This window comes from Enterobacter sp. 186315 (assembly GCF_053290175.1).
Window position 1 is genome coordinate 35,271 of the sequence record NZ_JBPTTK010000006.1, and the last position, 14,057, is coordinate 49,327.

Annotated in this window: 14 protein-coding genes; 7 read left to right on the forward strand and 7 right to left on the reverse strand. The window is 58.0% G+C overall.

Annotation, left to right across the window (positions count from 1 at the left end):
• The first annotated feature begins 23 nt into the window (after positions 1-23).
• Complete coding sequence (gsiC, locus tag ACSVHP_RS08765; protein ID WP_234674246.1) at positions 24-944, forward strand: glutathione ABC transporter permease GsiC; 921 nt, start codon at positions 24-26, stop codon at positions 942-944.
• Between the two features lies 1 nt (position 945).
• Positions 946-1,857, forward strand: coding sequence for a glutathione ABC transporter permease GsiD (gsiD, locus tag ACSVHP_RS08770; RefSeq protein WP_234674247.1), 912 nt, complete (start codon positions 946-948; stop codon positions 1,855-1,857).
• 63 nt (positions 1,858-1,920) lie between these two features.
• Here the strand turns inward: gsiD and rimO are convergent, their stop codons facing one another.
• On the reverse strand, positions 1,921-3,246 hold the full coding sequence (gene rimO / locus ACSVHP_RS08775; protein ID WP_368541457.1) for a 30S ribosomal protein S12 methylthiotransferase RimO: 1,326 nt from the start codon (positions 3,244-3,246) through the stop codon (positions 1,921-1,923).
• 216 nt (positions 3,247-3,462) lie between these two features.
• Between rimO and bssR the strand changes: the two genes are divergently transcribed.
• Together bssR and ACSVHP_RS08785 are read left to right on the forward strand one after the other, a co-directional pair.
• The gene (gene bssR / locus ACSVHP_RS08780; RefSeq protein ID WP_234674249.1) at positions 3,463-3,846 is read left to right on the forward strand and encodes a biofilm formation regulator BssR; all 384 of its coding nucleotides are present in this window, start codon (positions 3,463-3,465) and stop codon (positions 3,844-3,846) included.
• A gap of 106 nt (positions 3,847-3,952) precedes the next feature.
• Positions 3,953-5,071, forward strand: a complete 1,119-nt coding sequence (locus ACSVHP_RS08785) for a PQQ-dependent sugar dehydrogenase (protein WP_447551677.1) — start codon at positions 3,953-3,955, stop codon at positions 5,069-5,071.
• On the opposite strand, the gene ACSVHP_RS08790 is transcribed toward ACSVHP_RS08785, so the two are convergent.
• Positions 5,072-5,698: a glutathione S-transferase family protein gene (locus ACSVHP_RS08790; RefSeq protein ID WP_447551678.1), complete on the reverse strand. Its 627-nt coding sequence runs from the start codon at positions 5,696-5,698 to the stop codon at positions 5,072-5,074. It lies immediately after the preceding gene.
• Between the two features lie 257 nt (positions 5,699-5,955).
• Here ACSVHP_RS08790 and dacC point away from each other — a divergent pair, with 257 nt between their 5' ends.
• Positions 5,956-7,161: a serine-type D-Ala-D-Ala carboxypeptidase gene (gene dacC / locus ACSVHP_RS08795; protein WP_417313644.1), complete on the forward strand. Its 1,206-nt coding sequence runs from the start codon at positions 5,956-5,958 to the stop codon at positions 7,159-7,161.
• Between the two features lie 67 nt (positions 7,162-7,228).
• Here dacC and deoR read toward each other — a convergent pair whose 3' ends face one another.
• The 3 genes from deoR to ACSVHP_RS08810 form a co-directional block, all read right to left on the reverse strand.
• Positions 7,229-7,987 (reverse strand): DNA-binding transcriptional repressor DeoR, encoded by a 759-nt coding sequence (deoR, locus tag ACSVHP_RS08800; RefSeq protein WP_234674253.1) that lies wholly within the window; start codon positions 7,985-7,987, stop codon positions 7,229-7,231.
• Positions 7,988-8,056: 69 nt separating this feature from the next.
• The gene (gene ybjG, locus ACSVHP_RS08805; protein WP_417313642.1) at positions 8,057-8,665 is read right to left on the reverse strand and encodes an undecaprenyl-diphosphate phosphatase; all 609 of its coding nucleotides are present in this window, start codon (positions 8,663-8,665) and stop codon (positions 8,057-8,059) included.
• Positions 8,666-8,672: 7 nt separating this feature from the next.
• Complete coding sequence (locus ACSVHP_RS08810) at positions 8,673-9,401, reverse strand: phosphatase PAP2 family protein (protein WP_447551679.1); 729 nt, start codon at positions 9,399-9,401, stop codon at positions 8,673-8,675.
• A gap of 167 nt (positions 9,402-9,568) precedes the next feature.
• On the opposite strand from ACSVHP_RS08810, the gene ACSVHP_RS08815 reads away from it, so the two are divergent.
• Complete coding sequence (locus tag ACSVHP_RS08815) at positions 9,569-10,801, forward strand: MdfA family multidrug efflux MFS transporter (RefSeq protein ID WP_447551680.1); 1,233 nt, start codon at positions 9,569-9,571, stop codon at positions 10,799-10,801.
• Between the two features lie 429 nt (positions 10,802-11,230).
• Here ACSVHP_RS08815 and ACSVHP_RS08820 read toward each other — a convergent pair whose 3' ends face one another.
• Together ACSVHP_RS08820 and ACSVHP_RS08825 are read right to left on the reverse strand one after the other, a co-directional pair.
• Positions 11,231-12,043: a Cof-type HAD-IIB family hydrolase gene (locus ACSVHP_RS08820; RefSeq protein ID WP_447551681.1), complete on the reverse strand. Its 813-nt coding sequence runs from the start codon at positions 12,041-12,043 to the stop codon at positions 11,231-11,233.
• Positions 12,033-13,247: an MFS transporter gene (locus tag ACSVHP_RS08825; RefSeq protein WP_447551682.1), complete on the reverse strand. Its 1,215-nt coding sequence runs from the start codon at positions 13,245-13,247 to the stop codon at positions 12,033-12,035. Before ACSVHP_RS08825 ends, ACSVHP_RS08820 begins: the two co-directional genes overlap by 11 nt.
• Positions 13,248-13,329: 82 nt before the next feature.
• Between ACSVHP_RS08825 and ACSVHP_RS08830 the strand changes: the two genes are divergently transcribed.
• A complete protein-coding gene (locus ACSVHP_RS08830; RefSeq protein WP_447551683.1) occupies positions 13,330-13,881 on the forward strand; it encodes a TetR/AcrR family transcriptional regulator in 552 nt (183 codons plus the stop codon).
• The last annotated feature ends 176 nt before the right edge of the window (positions 13,882-14,057 follow it).

Here is a 14,057-nt window from a genome sequence, read left to right on the forward strand (position 1 = left end):
CGTGCGGGATGAGAGGAAAAGGCATGCTGAACTATGTGTTTAAACGCCTGCTGGGGCTTATCCCGACGCTGCTGATTGTGGCGGTGCTGGTGTTTTTGTTTGTCCATATGCTGCCGGGCGATCCGGCGCGACTGATTGCCGGGCCGGAAGCGGACGCGTCGGTGATCGAGCTGGTGCGTAAGCAGCTCGGCCTCGATCAGCCGCTGTATAAGCAGTTCCTGCACTATATCGCTAACGTCCTGCAGGGCGATTTTGGCACCTCGATGGTGTCGCGTCGCCCGGTGTCCGAGGAGATAGCCAGCCGCTTTATGCCGACCTTCTGGCTCACCCTGGCCAGCATGGCCTGGGCGGTACTGTTTGGGCTGGCGGCCGGGATCGTGGCCGCCGTGTGGCGCAACCGCTGGCCGGATAAGCTCGGGATGGCGCTGGCCGTTACCGGGATCTCTTTCCCGGCGTTTGCTCTCGGGATGCTGCTGATGCAGATTTTCTCCGTCGAGCTGGGCTGGCTGCCGACCGTTGGCGCAGACACCTGGAAGCACTACGTGCTGCCGTCGATTACCCTGGGCGCGGCGGTGGCGGCCATCATGGCGCGATTTACCCGCGCGTCGTTTGTTGACGTGCTGAGCGAGGACTATATCCGCACCGCGCGGGCCAAAGGGGTGAGCGAAAAGTGGGTCATTCTCAAGCACGGTTTTCGCAATGCGATGATCCCGGTGGTGACCATGATGGGGCTACAGTTTGGCTTCCTGCTGGGCGGCTCTATCGTGGTGGAAAAGGTGTTTAACTGGCCGGGGCTGGGGCGACTGCTGGTGGACTCCGTGGACATGCGCGATTATCCGGTTATCCAGGCCGAAGTGCTGCTGTTTTCCCTGGAGTTCATTCTTATCAACCTCGTGGTGGACGTGCTCTACGCCGCCATTAATCCGGCTATCAGGTACAAGTAAGATGCGATTGTTAAACTGGCGTCGTCAGGCGGTATTGAACGCAATGCCGGGGTTAAAGCCGGACCATATCAGAACGCCGTGGCTTGAATTCTGGCGGCGTTTTAGCCGTCAGCCGGTCGCGCTGGCGGCGGGGCTGTTTGTGCTGCTGCTGATTGTGGTGGCGGTACTGGCCCCGTGGATAGCCCCTTTCGATGCGGAAAACTACTTCGATTACGACCGTCTGAACGATGGCCCGTCGATGGTCCACTGGTTCGGCGTCGACTCCCTCGGGCGAGATATTTTCAGCCGCGTGCTGGTGGGTACGCGCATCTCGCTGGCCGCCGGGGTCTTTGCGGTGCTGATCGGCGCCGCCATCGGCACGGTGCTCGGCCTGCTCGCCGGGTATTACGAGGGGTGGTGGGATCGCACCATCATGCGCATCTGCGACGTGCTGTTCGCTTTTCCGGGGATCCTGCTGGCGATTGCGGTGGTGGCGATCATGGGCAGCGGCATGGCGAACGTGATTATCGCCGTGGCGGTCTTCTCGATCCCGGCGTTTGCCCGCCTGGTGCGCGGCAATACGCTGGTGCTAAAGCAGCAGACGTTTATCGAGTCGGCGCGCAGCATGGGCGCCAGCGATACCACCATTCTGTTCAGCCACATCCTGCCGGGCACGGTGTCGTCTATCGTGGTCTACTTCACGATGCGCATTGGCGTGTCGATAATCTCAGCGGCAAGCCTGTCTTTTCTTGGCCTGGGCGCACAGCCGCCAACGCCGGAGTGGGGCGCGATGCTCAATGAGGCAAGGGCCGATATGGTGATTGCGCCGCACGTGGCGATCTTCCCGAGCCTGGCGATTTTCCTGACGGTGCTGGCGTTTAACCTGCTGGGCGATGGGCTGCGCGATGCGCTGGATCCGAGGATTAAGGGGTAGGGCAGGGGAATGTGCCGGGTGGCGGCTACGCCTTACCCGGCCTACAAAAGAGGAGCTGGGTTTTTAAACCCGGCTACCCCACAGGTCATACTCGTCGGCGTTTTCCACTTTCACGCGGACAATATCGCCCGGCTTCACCTTCGTTTCACCGTTCAGGTACACCGCGCCGTCGATTTCAGGGGCATCCGCCATGCTGCGGCCAATCGCGCCTTCTTCGTCCACTTCGTCGATAATGACCAGGATTTCACGACCTACTTTTTCCTGCAAACGCTCGGCAGAGATCTGCTGTTGCAGCTGCATAAAGCGGTTCCAGCGCTCTTCTTTGATCTCTTCCGGCACCTGATCCGCCAGCTCGTTGGCGGTCGCGCCTTCTACCGGGCTGTATTTGAAGCAGCCTACGCGATCCAGACGCGCTTCTTTCAGGAAGTCGAGCAGCATCTGGAAATCTTCTTCGGTTTCACCCGGGAAGCCGACAATAAAGGTCGAGCGCAGGGTCAGTTCCGGGCAGATTTCGCGCCACTGCTTGATGCGCGCCAGCTGGCGGTCAACGGAGCCAGGGCGCTTCATCAGCTTCAGAATACGCGGGCTGGCGTGCTGCAACGGAATATCCAGATACGGCAGGATCTTGCCTTCCGCCATCAGCGGGATCACGTCGTCAACGTGCGGGTAAGGGTAGACGTAGTGCAGACGCGTCCAGATGCCCAGTTTAGAGAGCTGCTCGCACAGGCCAACCATGCTGGTTTTCACCGGCTCGCCGTTGTGGAAACCGGAGCGGTGCTTCACGTCGACGCCGTAGGCAGAGGTGTCCTGGGAGATCACCAGCAGCTCTTTCACGCCCGCATCGGCCAGACGTTTGGCTTCCGCCAGCACTTCGCCAATCGGACGGCTGACCAGATCGCCACGCATGGACGGGATAATGCAGAAGGTGCAGCGATGGTTGCAGCCTTCGGAAATCTTCAGGTAGGCGTAGTGACGCGGAGTCAGCTTCACGCCCTGTTCCGGCACCAGGCTCAGGAACGGGTTGTGCTTTGGTTTTGGCACGTAGTGGTGAACGTGTTCCAGCACCTGCTCATAGCTGTGCGGACCGGTGATCTCCAGCACCTTCGGGTGGACTTCACGGATCTGGTCGACCTTCGCGCCCAGGCAGCCGGTGACGATCACTTTACCGTTTTCGGTCAGCGCTTCACCGATGGCTTCCAGAGATTCCTGAACCGCGCTGTCGATAAAGCCGCAGGTGTTGACAATAACCATGTCGGCATTGTCGTAGCTTGGCACCACGTCATAGCCTTCAGTACGAAGTTCGGTCAGGATGCGTTCAGAATCCACCAGGTTTTTTGGGCAGCCCAGGGAAACGAAGCCGATTTTTGGCTGGTGCGTAACATTGCTCATAGGTTAAAAATTCATCAATTATGGAATTATCAGGGCGGGATTTTACAGCGTTCCGCGGGGGATTTATACACTCTTTGCAGGGGCGATGCGTCGGGCAGAAGTTGTAACATTGTAAAGAATGTTAATCAGTTAGGATTTATTGATCTCAACCATCGAATTGTACAAAAAATAACCTTATTATTGATGTGCACAATGGCTGACAGAGGAGGAGATAGCATGTCCGTTGACCGACTGAAACGCGATCTGCTTAACAAGCTGATCAACGCCCGCATCGACCTTGCTGCCTATTTGCAGCTGAGAAAGGCCAAAGGGTATATGTCAGTCAGCGAAAGCGAACATCTGCGTGATAATTTCTTTGAACTGTGCAACTTCATGCGTGAAAAAGCCCCCATCCTGAAAGCGCATTACGCTGAAAGCGAGCGTGTGGCGCTGCGCCAGGCCGCCGGGGCGCTCTCCATCGCCGGAGTCTGTTTAATGACCGGACACCATGACTGTCCGACGTTTATTGCGGTTAACGCAGAGAAGCTCGAACGCTGCCTGACGACGATCTCTCTTTGCATCATCTGTCTGAACGAGCACAACACGCTCGAACAGCACTAGGCCCGGGGGAGGCAACTCCCCCTTCTGATTAAGCTTTTGTAAAAGTGATAACGCGCTTCACCCGAGTGGCTAACCTTTATGCCATATGCTGATAAAGGAGCGCGTTATGCATCGATCCTCGCTGATTTTCCTTCCCGTGCTGTTGTTCCCCGTTTCGCTTCTTGCTGCGCCTCAGGCGGTCAAGGTTGAAGTGCTGCAAAACAAGCTGGATCATCCCTGGTCGCTGGCCTTTTTGCCCGGCAATAACGGGCTGTTAGTCACCCTGCGCGACGGGCAGCTTAAGCACTGGCAGGCCGGGAAAGGGCTGTCTGACCCGATTGTCGGCGTGCCGAAGGTGTGGGCGAACGGTCAGGGCGGGCTGCTGGACGTGGTGCTGGCTCCGGATTTTGAAAAATCGCGCCGCATCTGGCTGAGCTACGCCGAGGCGGGGGACGACGGCAAAGCGGGGACGGCGGTCGGGTACGGTCGTCTGAGCGACGATTTAACGCGTATCGAAGGATTCCAGACGGTCTTCCGCCAGATGCCGAAGCTCTCGACCGGCAACCACTTCGGCGGGCGGCTGGTGTTTGACGGCAAAGGCTATCTGTTTATTGGCCTCGGCGAGAATAACCAGCGTCCGACGGCGCAGGATCTGGATAAGCTCCAGGGGAAAGTGGTGCGTCTGACCGAGGACGGCAAGGTCCCTTCCGACAATCCGTTTATGAATACCGCCGGGGCGCGGCCTGAAATCTGGTCTTACGGCATTCGCAACCCGCAGGGCATGGCGATGAATCCGTGGAGCGATACCCTGTGGCTCAACGAGCACGGCCCGCGCGGCGGGGATGAGATTAACATCCCTGAAAAAGGTAAAAACTACGGCTGGCCGCTGGCGACCCACGGGATTAACTACAGCGGGCTGAAGATCCCGGAGGCGAAGGGCGAGCACCACGAGGGCACCGAAAAACCGCTGTTTGTCTGGAAAGTCTCCCCGGCCGTGAGCGGGATGGCGTTCTATAACAGCGACGTTTATCCCCAGTGGAAAAACAAACTCTTTGTCGGGGCGCTGAAAGAGAAATCGGTCATCGTGATGAGCGTTGACGGCAATAACGTGACCGAAGACGGGCGCATTCTGGAGGACGAAGGGAAGCGTATTCGCGACGTGCGGGTCGGGCCGGACGGGGCGCTTTACGTGCTGACGGATGAATCGGACGGGCAACTGCTGAAAGTCAGCCCGTCCGCAGGGTGATCAGCTGACGGGAGTCATCACCACGTGCTGATACGCCGGGCGCTCGCTAAGCTGCTTGAGCCAGCGTTCAAGGTGAGGGCGCGGCGTCCACTTCAGCCCCAGGTTAGTCAGATTCCAGACGAACGGCGCGACGGCGATATCGCCCACGCCAAAGTTCTCTCCGGAGAACCACGCGTGGGTGGCCAGCTCGTTGTCCATCAGTTCAAACAGCGCTTCGCAGGCGTCCTGCGCGGCGTGAATGGCGGGGTAATCGCGATCGGCTTCCGGCGTGCGGACAAGGCCCATCAGGATGACGCGGTGAGTGGGGGAGAGCGTCTGGTTTGCCCAGTCCATCCATTTTTCACCCTGGGCGCGCGCGGCGGGATTTTCAACCCACAAGCGGCTCTGACCATACTGGGCGGCAAGATAGCGCACGATGGTATTGGATTCCCACAGCGTAATGCCCGTTTCGTCATCACGCAGCAGCGGCACCAGCCCGTTCGGGTTCATCGCCAGATACTCGGCGTCTTTATTCACTCCGTACTGCAAGCCCGCCATAATCTGATGAAAGGGTAAATCCAGCTCTTCCAGCGTCCAGAGGACTTTCTTAACGTTAGTTGAGTTGTTCCTGCCCCATAGCGTAATCATAATACCTCCCGAAATAGTCAAATAACCTGAGATGTGCATCACCGCCCGCAAGGGAACATGGTGAGATAAACCTAACAATTACGCAACAGAAGACAAAAAAAACGCACCGATCAAAGCGTATCCGCCTGTTATTGCATAAACTTTAAAAACTTTACCTTGTTTGGGTTTCTTTAACGGTTCCAGTGCGCTATTACTCACCGCTTCTTGCGGCACGGTGATGTGACGTAATTATTGGAATGGACACTCGGGTGGCATTTATGACGCGAAAAACTTCTTCTCTGCGCAGTCTGGCGGCAGGCTCTGCGCTCCTTTTCCTTTTTGCACCGACACTTTACGCAGCAGAACAGGCGGCTCCTGAAGCCCCGCCCGTTGATGCACGTGCCTGGATATTGATGGACTACGCCAGCGGCAAAGTGCTGGCGGAAGGGAACGCTGACGAGCAGCTCGATCCGGCCAGTTTGACCAAAATTATGACCAGCTACGTTGTCGGCCAGGCGCTGAAAGCGGGCAAGATCAAGCTCGATGACATGGTCACTATCGGCAAAGACGCCTGGGCGACCGGCAACCCGGCCCTGCGCGGCTCCTCGGTAATGTTCCTGAAGCCTGGCGATCAGGTTTCCGTGTCAGATCTCAATAAAGGGGTGATTATCCAGTCCGGTAACGACGCCTGTATCGCGCTGGCGGATTACGTCGCGGGCAGCCAGGACTCCTTTATCGGCCTGATGAACGGCTACGCGCAGAAGCTTGGCCTGACGCGCACCACCTTTAAAACCGTTCACGGTCTGGATGCGCCCGGCCAGTTCAGTACCGCGCGCGACATGGCGCTGTTGGGCAAAGCGCTGATCCACGACGTGCCCGACGAGTACGCCATCCACAAAGAGAAAGAGTTCACTTTCAATAAAATCCGTCAGCCAAACCGTAACCGTCTGCTGTGGAGCAGCAACGTGAACGTCGACGGCATGAAGACCGGCACCACCGCCGGGGCAGGCTATAACCTGGTGGCCTCTGCGACCCAGGGCGATATGCGCCTGATCTCCGTGGTGCTGGGCACCAAAACCGACCGTATTCGCTTTAATGAATCCGAAAAACTGCTGACCTGGGGCTTCCGCTTCTTCGAAACCGTCACCCCGATTAAACCGGATGCCACCTTCATCAGCCAGCGCGTCTGGTTTGGTGATAAGAGCGAGGTTAACCTGGGCGCAGGCGAAGCCGGTTCCGTGACCATTCCGCGCGGCCAGCTGAAAAACCTGAAGGCGAGCTACACCCTGACCGACAAGCAGCTGACCGCACCGCTGAAAAAAGGGCAGGTGGTCGGCACGATTGATTTCCAGCTGAACGGCAAATCTATCGAGCAGCGTCCGCTGATCGTGATGGAAGCGGTGGAAGAGGGCGGCTTCTTCAGCCGGATGTGGGACTTCGTGATGATGAAATTCCACGGGTGGTTTGGCAGCTGGTTTAGCTAAACCTTGATGCGTTTCTCCCTCTCCCTGTGGGAGAGGGCCGGGGTGAGGGCAACAGACCGCACCCCACTCAATACATCAACTTCACCTGCTGCGCCTTCGCATACGCGGCTATCTCATCGTCCGGGCGGCAATCGCTCACGATGGCGTCAAAGCACGACAGCTCACCCATTCTCGCCGAACGCACCTTGCCAAATTTACTGTGATCCACCACCAGAACATGGTACTGCGCCGCGTTCAGCGCCCAGTGCTTCACCGGAAGCTCTTCCAGGTTAAAACAGGTCGCGCCCTGCTGCACATTCACCCCGGCTGCGGAATAAAAGGCGATGTCCGGGCACAGATTGCTGAGCGTGTCCTGAAGGTTAAGCGGCTTGAAGATGGCGTTGCTGGCGTGGAACTCGCCGCCGCAGAGGATCACCCGGCACTCGGGCTTTTCCTGTAAGGCGAGAAAGGTATTCAGTGAATAGCAGACGGCGGTAAAGGGCAGGCTGCTGTCGATGGCTTCGATGATCCACGGGGTCGTTGTCCCGCAGTCGAAAAACAGCGTTTGATGCGGCTGCACCAGCGAGGCGGCAAGGCGCGCGGCTTTGCGCTTCTCTTCCACCAGGCGGGTTTTCTGGTCGCTTATCAGATAGTGGCTGGCGCTACGCGGCTCCAGAACAATATACCCGCCCAGCAGCACGACGGGGGCGCTGTCGCTGTTCAGATCACGACGAATGGTCATCTCAGAAACGCCAAGCAGGGAGGCGGCCTCTTTAAGATGCAGCTTATCGCTGCGCTTCAGCGCCTGGAGCAGCTGAGCTATGCGGTCATCGCGTCGTGTTTCCATAATTCCTCGGGGGATAAAAAAGTTAGCCCCCGCAGGGCGGGGGCTAAAGTGTAACCTGTCAGACCGGGATTAGTCACGCACCCAGCCTTTGCGGATGGGAATGGCAAACAGGACGCGATACAGCTGCGACAGCCCGCGATAGAGCGCCGGACCGAAGAGGCTCCACAGGATCGCCGCGCTCACGCAGCCGATCAGCCCCACCAGGAACCCGCCGACCATATCCAGCGGCCAGTGTACTCCGAGATACACGCGCGACCAGGCGATAGCCAGCGCGGCCACCATCAGCACCGCACCCGACCAGAGGCGATGCCAGAACAGAAACGCCAGCGCAAAGGTGAAAATCACCGTGCCGTGATCGCTCGGGAAGGAGTCATCCGGCGCGTGGTGCAGGAAGTTATAGCCCACACGATCGACAAAAGGACGGTCGTGCGGGAAAGCCAACCCCAGCACGTAGCTTGCCGCCACGCTCACGGCCAGCGCCAGCGCGACCTTAATGATCAGCTGACGCTGGGCATTCACCTGATGGCGCGGTCCCCACAGCCAGAGGATCGCCGCCAGCAGCGGAACGATGCTGATCAGATCTTTGGCAAAAAAGGTGGCGAGATCGATAGCCCACTCCGGCGATGCCGGGGTAGCGTTAATCATATAAAACAGTCCGTAGTTCAAATGCTCTAACATAGTGTCGTCACTCTTTAGCAAACCAGGTGGAAACCAGCCCGTAGGCTGCGACCTGGGAAAACCAAACCCACCACCCGGCCCACAGGTTGTGAGAGAAGAAATGCGCCCCGCGCATGACCTGACCGAAGCCCATCGCCAGGCCTAAAAACCCCCCCAGCGCGACGAAGCTCCACGCCAGGCGAGGGCGCTCGCGCCAGAAGGCAAAAAACAGCCCCATCACCATAAAGCCGCTCGACGCATGGCCGCCGGGGAAACAGCGCCCGGGGCCGCTGTCTGCCGGTGCTGCGCTGAACAGCGGATAAGAGACCGCCTTACCGCCGTACTCCACCAGATCCCACGGGCAGCTGTGATGGCTAATGCTTTTCAGCGCGCCGACAACCAGCGCACCCAGCCCCATCAGCAGCGCGGCGGTCACCAGCCTCGCATTGCGCTTATACGCACCGTACAGCAGCGCGACGGCGGCTATCGCAATGGCGATGTATTTCGCCAGTCGATGATTCAACAGATCCAGCAGGTGATTTTGTTGCAGTGGAAAACGCTGCGCGGCGGCGTCATACCAAAAGCCCGTTATCCATCGGTCTAACGTTTCGTCGCGCGACAGCCAGGTAAACACCGCTGCAAGGACAATCAGCACCAAAAGCTGATAACCATAAAAGCGGGCCGGCAAAGGGTAAAGACGTTTTGTCTTAGATGTCGGTAACTTAGATAATTCTGAACGGCTGGTGGTCTGTGCCATAGTTGAAATCGGTGACGTCAAATAGGCCTATCATAGGGGGCCCAACTTAAGGAAACCTTAAACAACAACACTATGTGCTCTATTTCTGTTTCATCCCGATAATTTGCTATCTCAGGCAGCGGCATTTCATTACACTCATCGCGTTTTTTACATCATAAAGAGATTGCATGTTAAACCGTTCTTCTTCCGGTAATCGTCTGGGTCGTCAGGCGTTACTTTTCCCTCTGTGTCTGGTGCTCTACGAATTCTCGACCTATATCGGCAACGATATGATTCAGCCAGGCATGCTGGCCGTTGTCGAACAGTACAACGCCGGGATTGAGTGGGTGCCGACCTCTATGACCGCCTATCTGGCGGGCGGCATGTTTTTGCAGTGGCTGTTAGGGCCGCTGTCGGATCGCATTGGGCGTCGTCCGGTGATGCTCACGGGCGTGGTGTGGTTTATCGTCACCTGCCTTGCCACGCTGCTGGCGCAAAATATTGAACAATTCACGCTGCTGCGCTTCCTGCAAGGGGTGAGCCTGTGCTTTATCGGCGCAGTGGGTTATGCCGCGATCCAGGAGTCGTTTGAGGAGGCGGTGTGTATCAAAATCACCGCCCTGATGGCGAACGTGGCGCTGATTGCGCCGCTGCTCGGCCCGCTGGTGGGCGCCGCCTGGGTTCACGTCGCGCCGTGGGAAGGGATGTTTGTTCTCTTCGCGCTGCTCGCCGCTGTCTCCTTCTTCGGCCTGCACCGCGCGATGCCGGAAACGGCTACCCGGCTGGGGGAGAAGCTGTCCCTTAAAGAGCTGGGTCGCGATTACAAAGCGGTGCTGAAAAACGTCCGCTTTGTGGCGGGTGCGCTGGCGACCGGTTTTGTCAGCCTGCCACTGCTGGCGTGGATTGCCCAGTCCCCGGTGATTATCATCAGCGGCGAACGGCTCAGCAGCTATGAATACGGCCTGTTGCAGGTGCCGATTTTTGGCGCGCTGATTATCGGTAACCTGGTGCTGGCGCGTCTTACCTCTCGTCGCACCGTGCGGTCGTTGATCGTCATGGGCGGCTGGCCGATTGCCGCAGGGCTGATTGTCGCCGCGGTGGCAACCGTTGCGTCGTCCCACGCCTACCTGTGGATGACCGCCGGGCTGAGTATTTATGCGTTTGGCATTGGCCTGGCGAACGCGGGGCTGGTGCGCCTGACGCTGTTTGCCAGCGAGATGAGTAAGGGTACGGTCTCTGCCGCGATGGGGATGTTGCAGATGCTGATCTTCACCGTGGGTATCGAAGTGAGCAAACACGCCTACGCGCTGGGCGGGAACGGGCTGTTCAGCCTGTTTAACCTCACCAACGGCGTGCTGTGGGTGGGGCTGATGGTGGTGTTCCTGAAGGACAAGCGCGTTGGGAACGCACTGCAACCGTGATTTTTTACTGGGGCAGAGAGATCGCTTGTCATTTTGCTTATTAAGCGATGAAGATTACTTCATAGGAATTAACGGGTTACAGCGACGCCAACGTCCGGCTGAAAATCGCCGAAGCGTTTCCTGTAGGCCGGGGCGAGGCGCAGGGATGCGCCGAGAGGGCGCGCTTTGCAGGGACGCTGCATCGTGCCCGACCCGAAAGCCGGAAGGAATAAGCTGAGGGAATCGCGAAGCGACGATTTTCTTGCCGGGAGCCCGGGGTCGCCAGGGCGATGGCGACTGAGTCGCCCTGGCACGTTCACAAGTATTGTGGTGACAGAGAAGCAAGGAACGTTAGGTGAACGGAATGACCACCAGAGCCGTATGTTCCCCTCACCCTAACCCTCTCCCCGAAGGGGCGAGGGAATTGTTTCGTGCCCATGGGTGACTACATTAATTAAACGGCGCTTCCCGGTTCAATACCATCTCAATCACGTCCAGCACACCTTCTTCGTTATTATGCGGCGCTTCAAAGCGCGCCACGGCTTTGATGTGCGGTCGGGCATTGGCCATCGCAAAGCTAAACCCGGACTGGCGCAGCATTTCGACGTCGTTTCCGCTGTCGCCAAAGGCCACCACTTCGCGATCCTCAATCCCCCAGCGCTCCTGCAAAATCCGCAGCCCGTTGGCTTTGTGTACGCCCGGAATAATCAGGTCGATGCTGCCGTGACCCGTGGTGACGGGCACCATGATATCGCCCAGTTGTTCATGGAGCAGCGCCTGAATGCGCGGGATTTCTGCATCCGACACGTTAAGGCCAAACTTAAAGAAGATATCGTTCAGATTGTCGAAATCATCCACCATCTCAAGGCGATGGTAATAGCGTGCGGCTATGGCTTTGAACGTATCGTCGTATGCCTTGAGCGTGTACGCGCTGCTTTTACCGCAGGCGATAATCTCGATGCCCGGCACCTCGCGTAGCAGGGCGGCGACGGTCACGAAATGCGCTTTGGTCAGCTCACCGTTAAACACGTCTTCTCCGGCGTTGACCACCCAGCCGCCGTTTTCGGCGACGAAGGCTATTTCGTGAGCGATTTCCGGGAAGAAGGAGATCAGCTGGTAATATTGGTTCCCGCTGGCGACCACAAAGCGAATCCCTTGTTCTTTCATGCGCGCGTACTGCGCCAGAAAACGGTCGCGGTTGTAAGTTTTCAGGTCGCTCAGGAAGGTGCCATCCATGTCGACTGCAATCAGTTTAACGCTCATATCCCTTCTCCAGTGTCGTTTGATCTGTTTCTGGTTTTGCCACCGCGCGCGCCACCAGCGCCGCAATAATTACCAGTCCTAATACCACCAGCATCGCGCTGCGCAGCCCGTAGTGCTCGCCCAGGAAGCCAAGCAGCGGCGGGCCGACGAGGAAGGCGAGATAGCCGGTGGTGGCGACAACGCTAACGCGCGTCGGCGCATCCGGGCCGGTATCGCTGGCGGCGGAAATCGTTAACGGGAAGCCGAGCGATGCGCCCAGTCCCCACAGAATGACCGAGACCCCGGCTATCCAGTCGACGTCCACAAAGATAATCATCGCGATGCCGAGGCCGCCCAGCAGGGCGCTGGCGCGAACCACCGCCACGCGGCTGTAGCGGTCGATAAACCAGCCGCCGGTAAAGCGCCCGACGGTCATACCGAGCGTAAACCCGGCGTAAATCAGCGAGCCGGAGGTCGGGCTAAAGCCGTGACCGTCCACCATCAGCAGCGGCAGCCAGTCGTTGGCGGACCCCTCTGCAAATGCCATCGCCAGCACCACCACGCCAATCAGCATAAGCTGCATATCGCGGTAAAACGGCAGCCCTTTTTCAGCGGATTTCTGCTCCTCGCCGGAGTTCTTCCCGGTGCCGTCCGGGATAGCCCTGATGCCCGTGAGAATAGGTAAAATGCAGACCAGCGCTGCCAGTAAAATATGCAGGTTAGCGGCGATACCAAACGCCGTCAGCGCCATCCCCACGCCGGCGCCCGCCAGCGTGCCGAGGCTGTAAAACCCGTGCATCATCGGCAGCACGGTTTTGTTCATCTCGCGCTCGACCGCTGCGCCTTCCACGTTGATCGCCACTTCGGCGGCCCCAAAGCTTCCGCCAAACACCGTTAACCCGAGGGCAAACAGAATCGGGGAGGCAAACCACAAGGCCACGCTCAGCACCATCATTCCCAACACCGCGCAGCACATGGTGGTGCGGATCACCGCCCGCGTGCCAAAGCGTTTGACCAGCCACGCGGAGCAGAGAATGCCGCTCATGGAGCCTATCGACAGGCCAAACAGCACGATGCCCATTTCGGCGGTAGAGACCGACAAAATATCGCGTATAGCGGGCGTGCGCGTGGCCCACGAGGCCATCAGCAGCCCGGGAATAAAGAAGAACATAAAGAGCGCCCACATACGCAGTTGCAGGGCTTTACGGGGGGATGTCAGCGTCATTGGGATAAGCACCAGAAGTACAACAATAGCGACAACACTAGCAACTTTGTGTACATTTGTACACAAACGACGTGAGGATTTTATGAGCAGACCACCGAACGACCCCCATCGCCGGGAGAAGATCCTCCAGGCCACGCTGGACATGATTGCCGAGCATGGTATTCATGCCGTCACGCACCGCAAAATCGCCAGCTGCGCCGGGGTGCCGTTAGGCTCGATGACCTACTATTTCGACGGCAAAGAGCCGCTCCTTGAAGAGGCGTTCACCTGGTTTACGCAGCAGATGTCGCAGCAGTACCGCGACTTTTTCGCAGGCGTGACCGGCCCGGAGATGGCCTGCGACGCCATCACTACGCTGATTCACAGTTCGGAAGTCACCACGCCGCACAATATGGAGCTGATGTATCAGCTGTACGCCTTTATGAACCGCAGCGCGGCGCTAAAAACCGTCATGCAGGACTGGATGAAGATGAGCCAGGACACGCTGGAGCAGTGGTTTGACCCGGTCACCGCCCGCGCGCTGGACGCGTTTATCGAAGGGATGACGCTGCATTTTGTGACAGACAGACAGCCGCTATCGCGCGAGGAGATTCGGGGGATAGTGGGGCGGATTGCGGGCGAGGGTGGCCTTTAGAGGGGGATCGCCCATTGTGGATCTATATCCATAAATGATGGTGGTTTAGTTTCTGAGGTCCAGGATGTGTTTACATTTTTCAGAGGATAGGGTGAAAGAGTATGGGACATACCGCCATGTCTGGTAGTAAAAACGTCTATCTAGCTGATTGTAAATATAAAAATGCACCTTAATTA

Coding starts and splice junctions, on each gene's coding strand:
- gsiC (WP_234674246.1), top strand. CDS start 24: ATGCTGAACTATGTGTTTAAACGCCTGCTGGGGCTTATCCCGACGCTG.
- gsiD (WP_234674247.1), top strand. CDS start 946: ATGCGATTGTTAAACTGGCGTCGTCAGGCGGTATTGAACGCAATGCCG.
- rimO (WP_368541457.1), bottom strand. CDS start 3,246: ATGAGCAATGTTACGCACCAGCCAAAAATCGGCTTCGTTTCCCTGGGC.
- bssR (WP_234674249.1), top strand. CDS start 3,463: ATGTCCGTTGACCGACTGAAACGCGATCTGCTTAACAAGCTGATCAAC.
- ACSVHP_RS08785 (WP_447551677.1), top strand. CDS start 3,953: ATGCATCGATCCTCGCTGATTTTCCTTCCCGTGCTGTTGTTCCCCGTT.
- ACSVHP_RS08790 (WP_447551678.1), bottom strand. CDS start 5,698: ATGATTACGCTATGGGGCAGGAACAACTCAACTAACGTTAAGAAAGTC.
- dacC (WP_417313644.1), top strand. CDS start 5,956: ATGACGCGAAAAACTTCTTCTCTGCGCAGTCTGGCGGCAGGCTCTGCG.
- deoR (WP_234674253.1), bottom strand. CDS start 7,987: ATGGAAACACGACGCGATGACCGCATAGCTCAGCTGCTCCAGGCGCTG.
- ybjG (WP_417313642.1), bottom strand. CDS start 8,665: ATGTTAGAGCATTTGAACTACGGACTGTTTTATATGATTAACGCTACC.
- ACSVHP_RS08810 (WP_447551679.1), bottom strand. CDS start 9,401: ATGGCACAGACCACCAGCCGTTCAGAATTATCTAAGTTACCGACATCT.
- ACSVHP_RS08815 (WP_447551680.1), top strand. CDS start 9,569: ATGTTAAACCGTTCTTCTTCCGGTAATCGTCTGGGTCGTCAGGCGTTA.
- ACSVHP_RS08820 (WP_447551681.1), bottom strand. CDS start 12,043: ATGAGCGTTAAACTGATTGCAGTCGACATGGATGGCACCTTCCTGAGC.
- ACSVHP_RS08825 (WP_447551682.1), bottom strand. CDS start 13,247: ATGACGCTGACATCCCCCCGTAAAGCCCTGCAACTGCGTATGTGGGCG.
- ACSVHP_RS08830 (WP_447551683.1), top strand. CDS start 13,330: ATGAGCAGACCACCGAACGACCCCCATCGCCGGGAGAAGATCCTCCAG.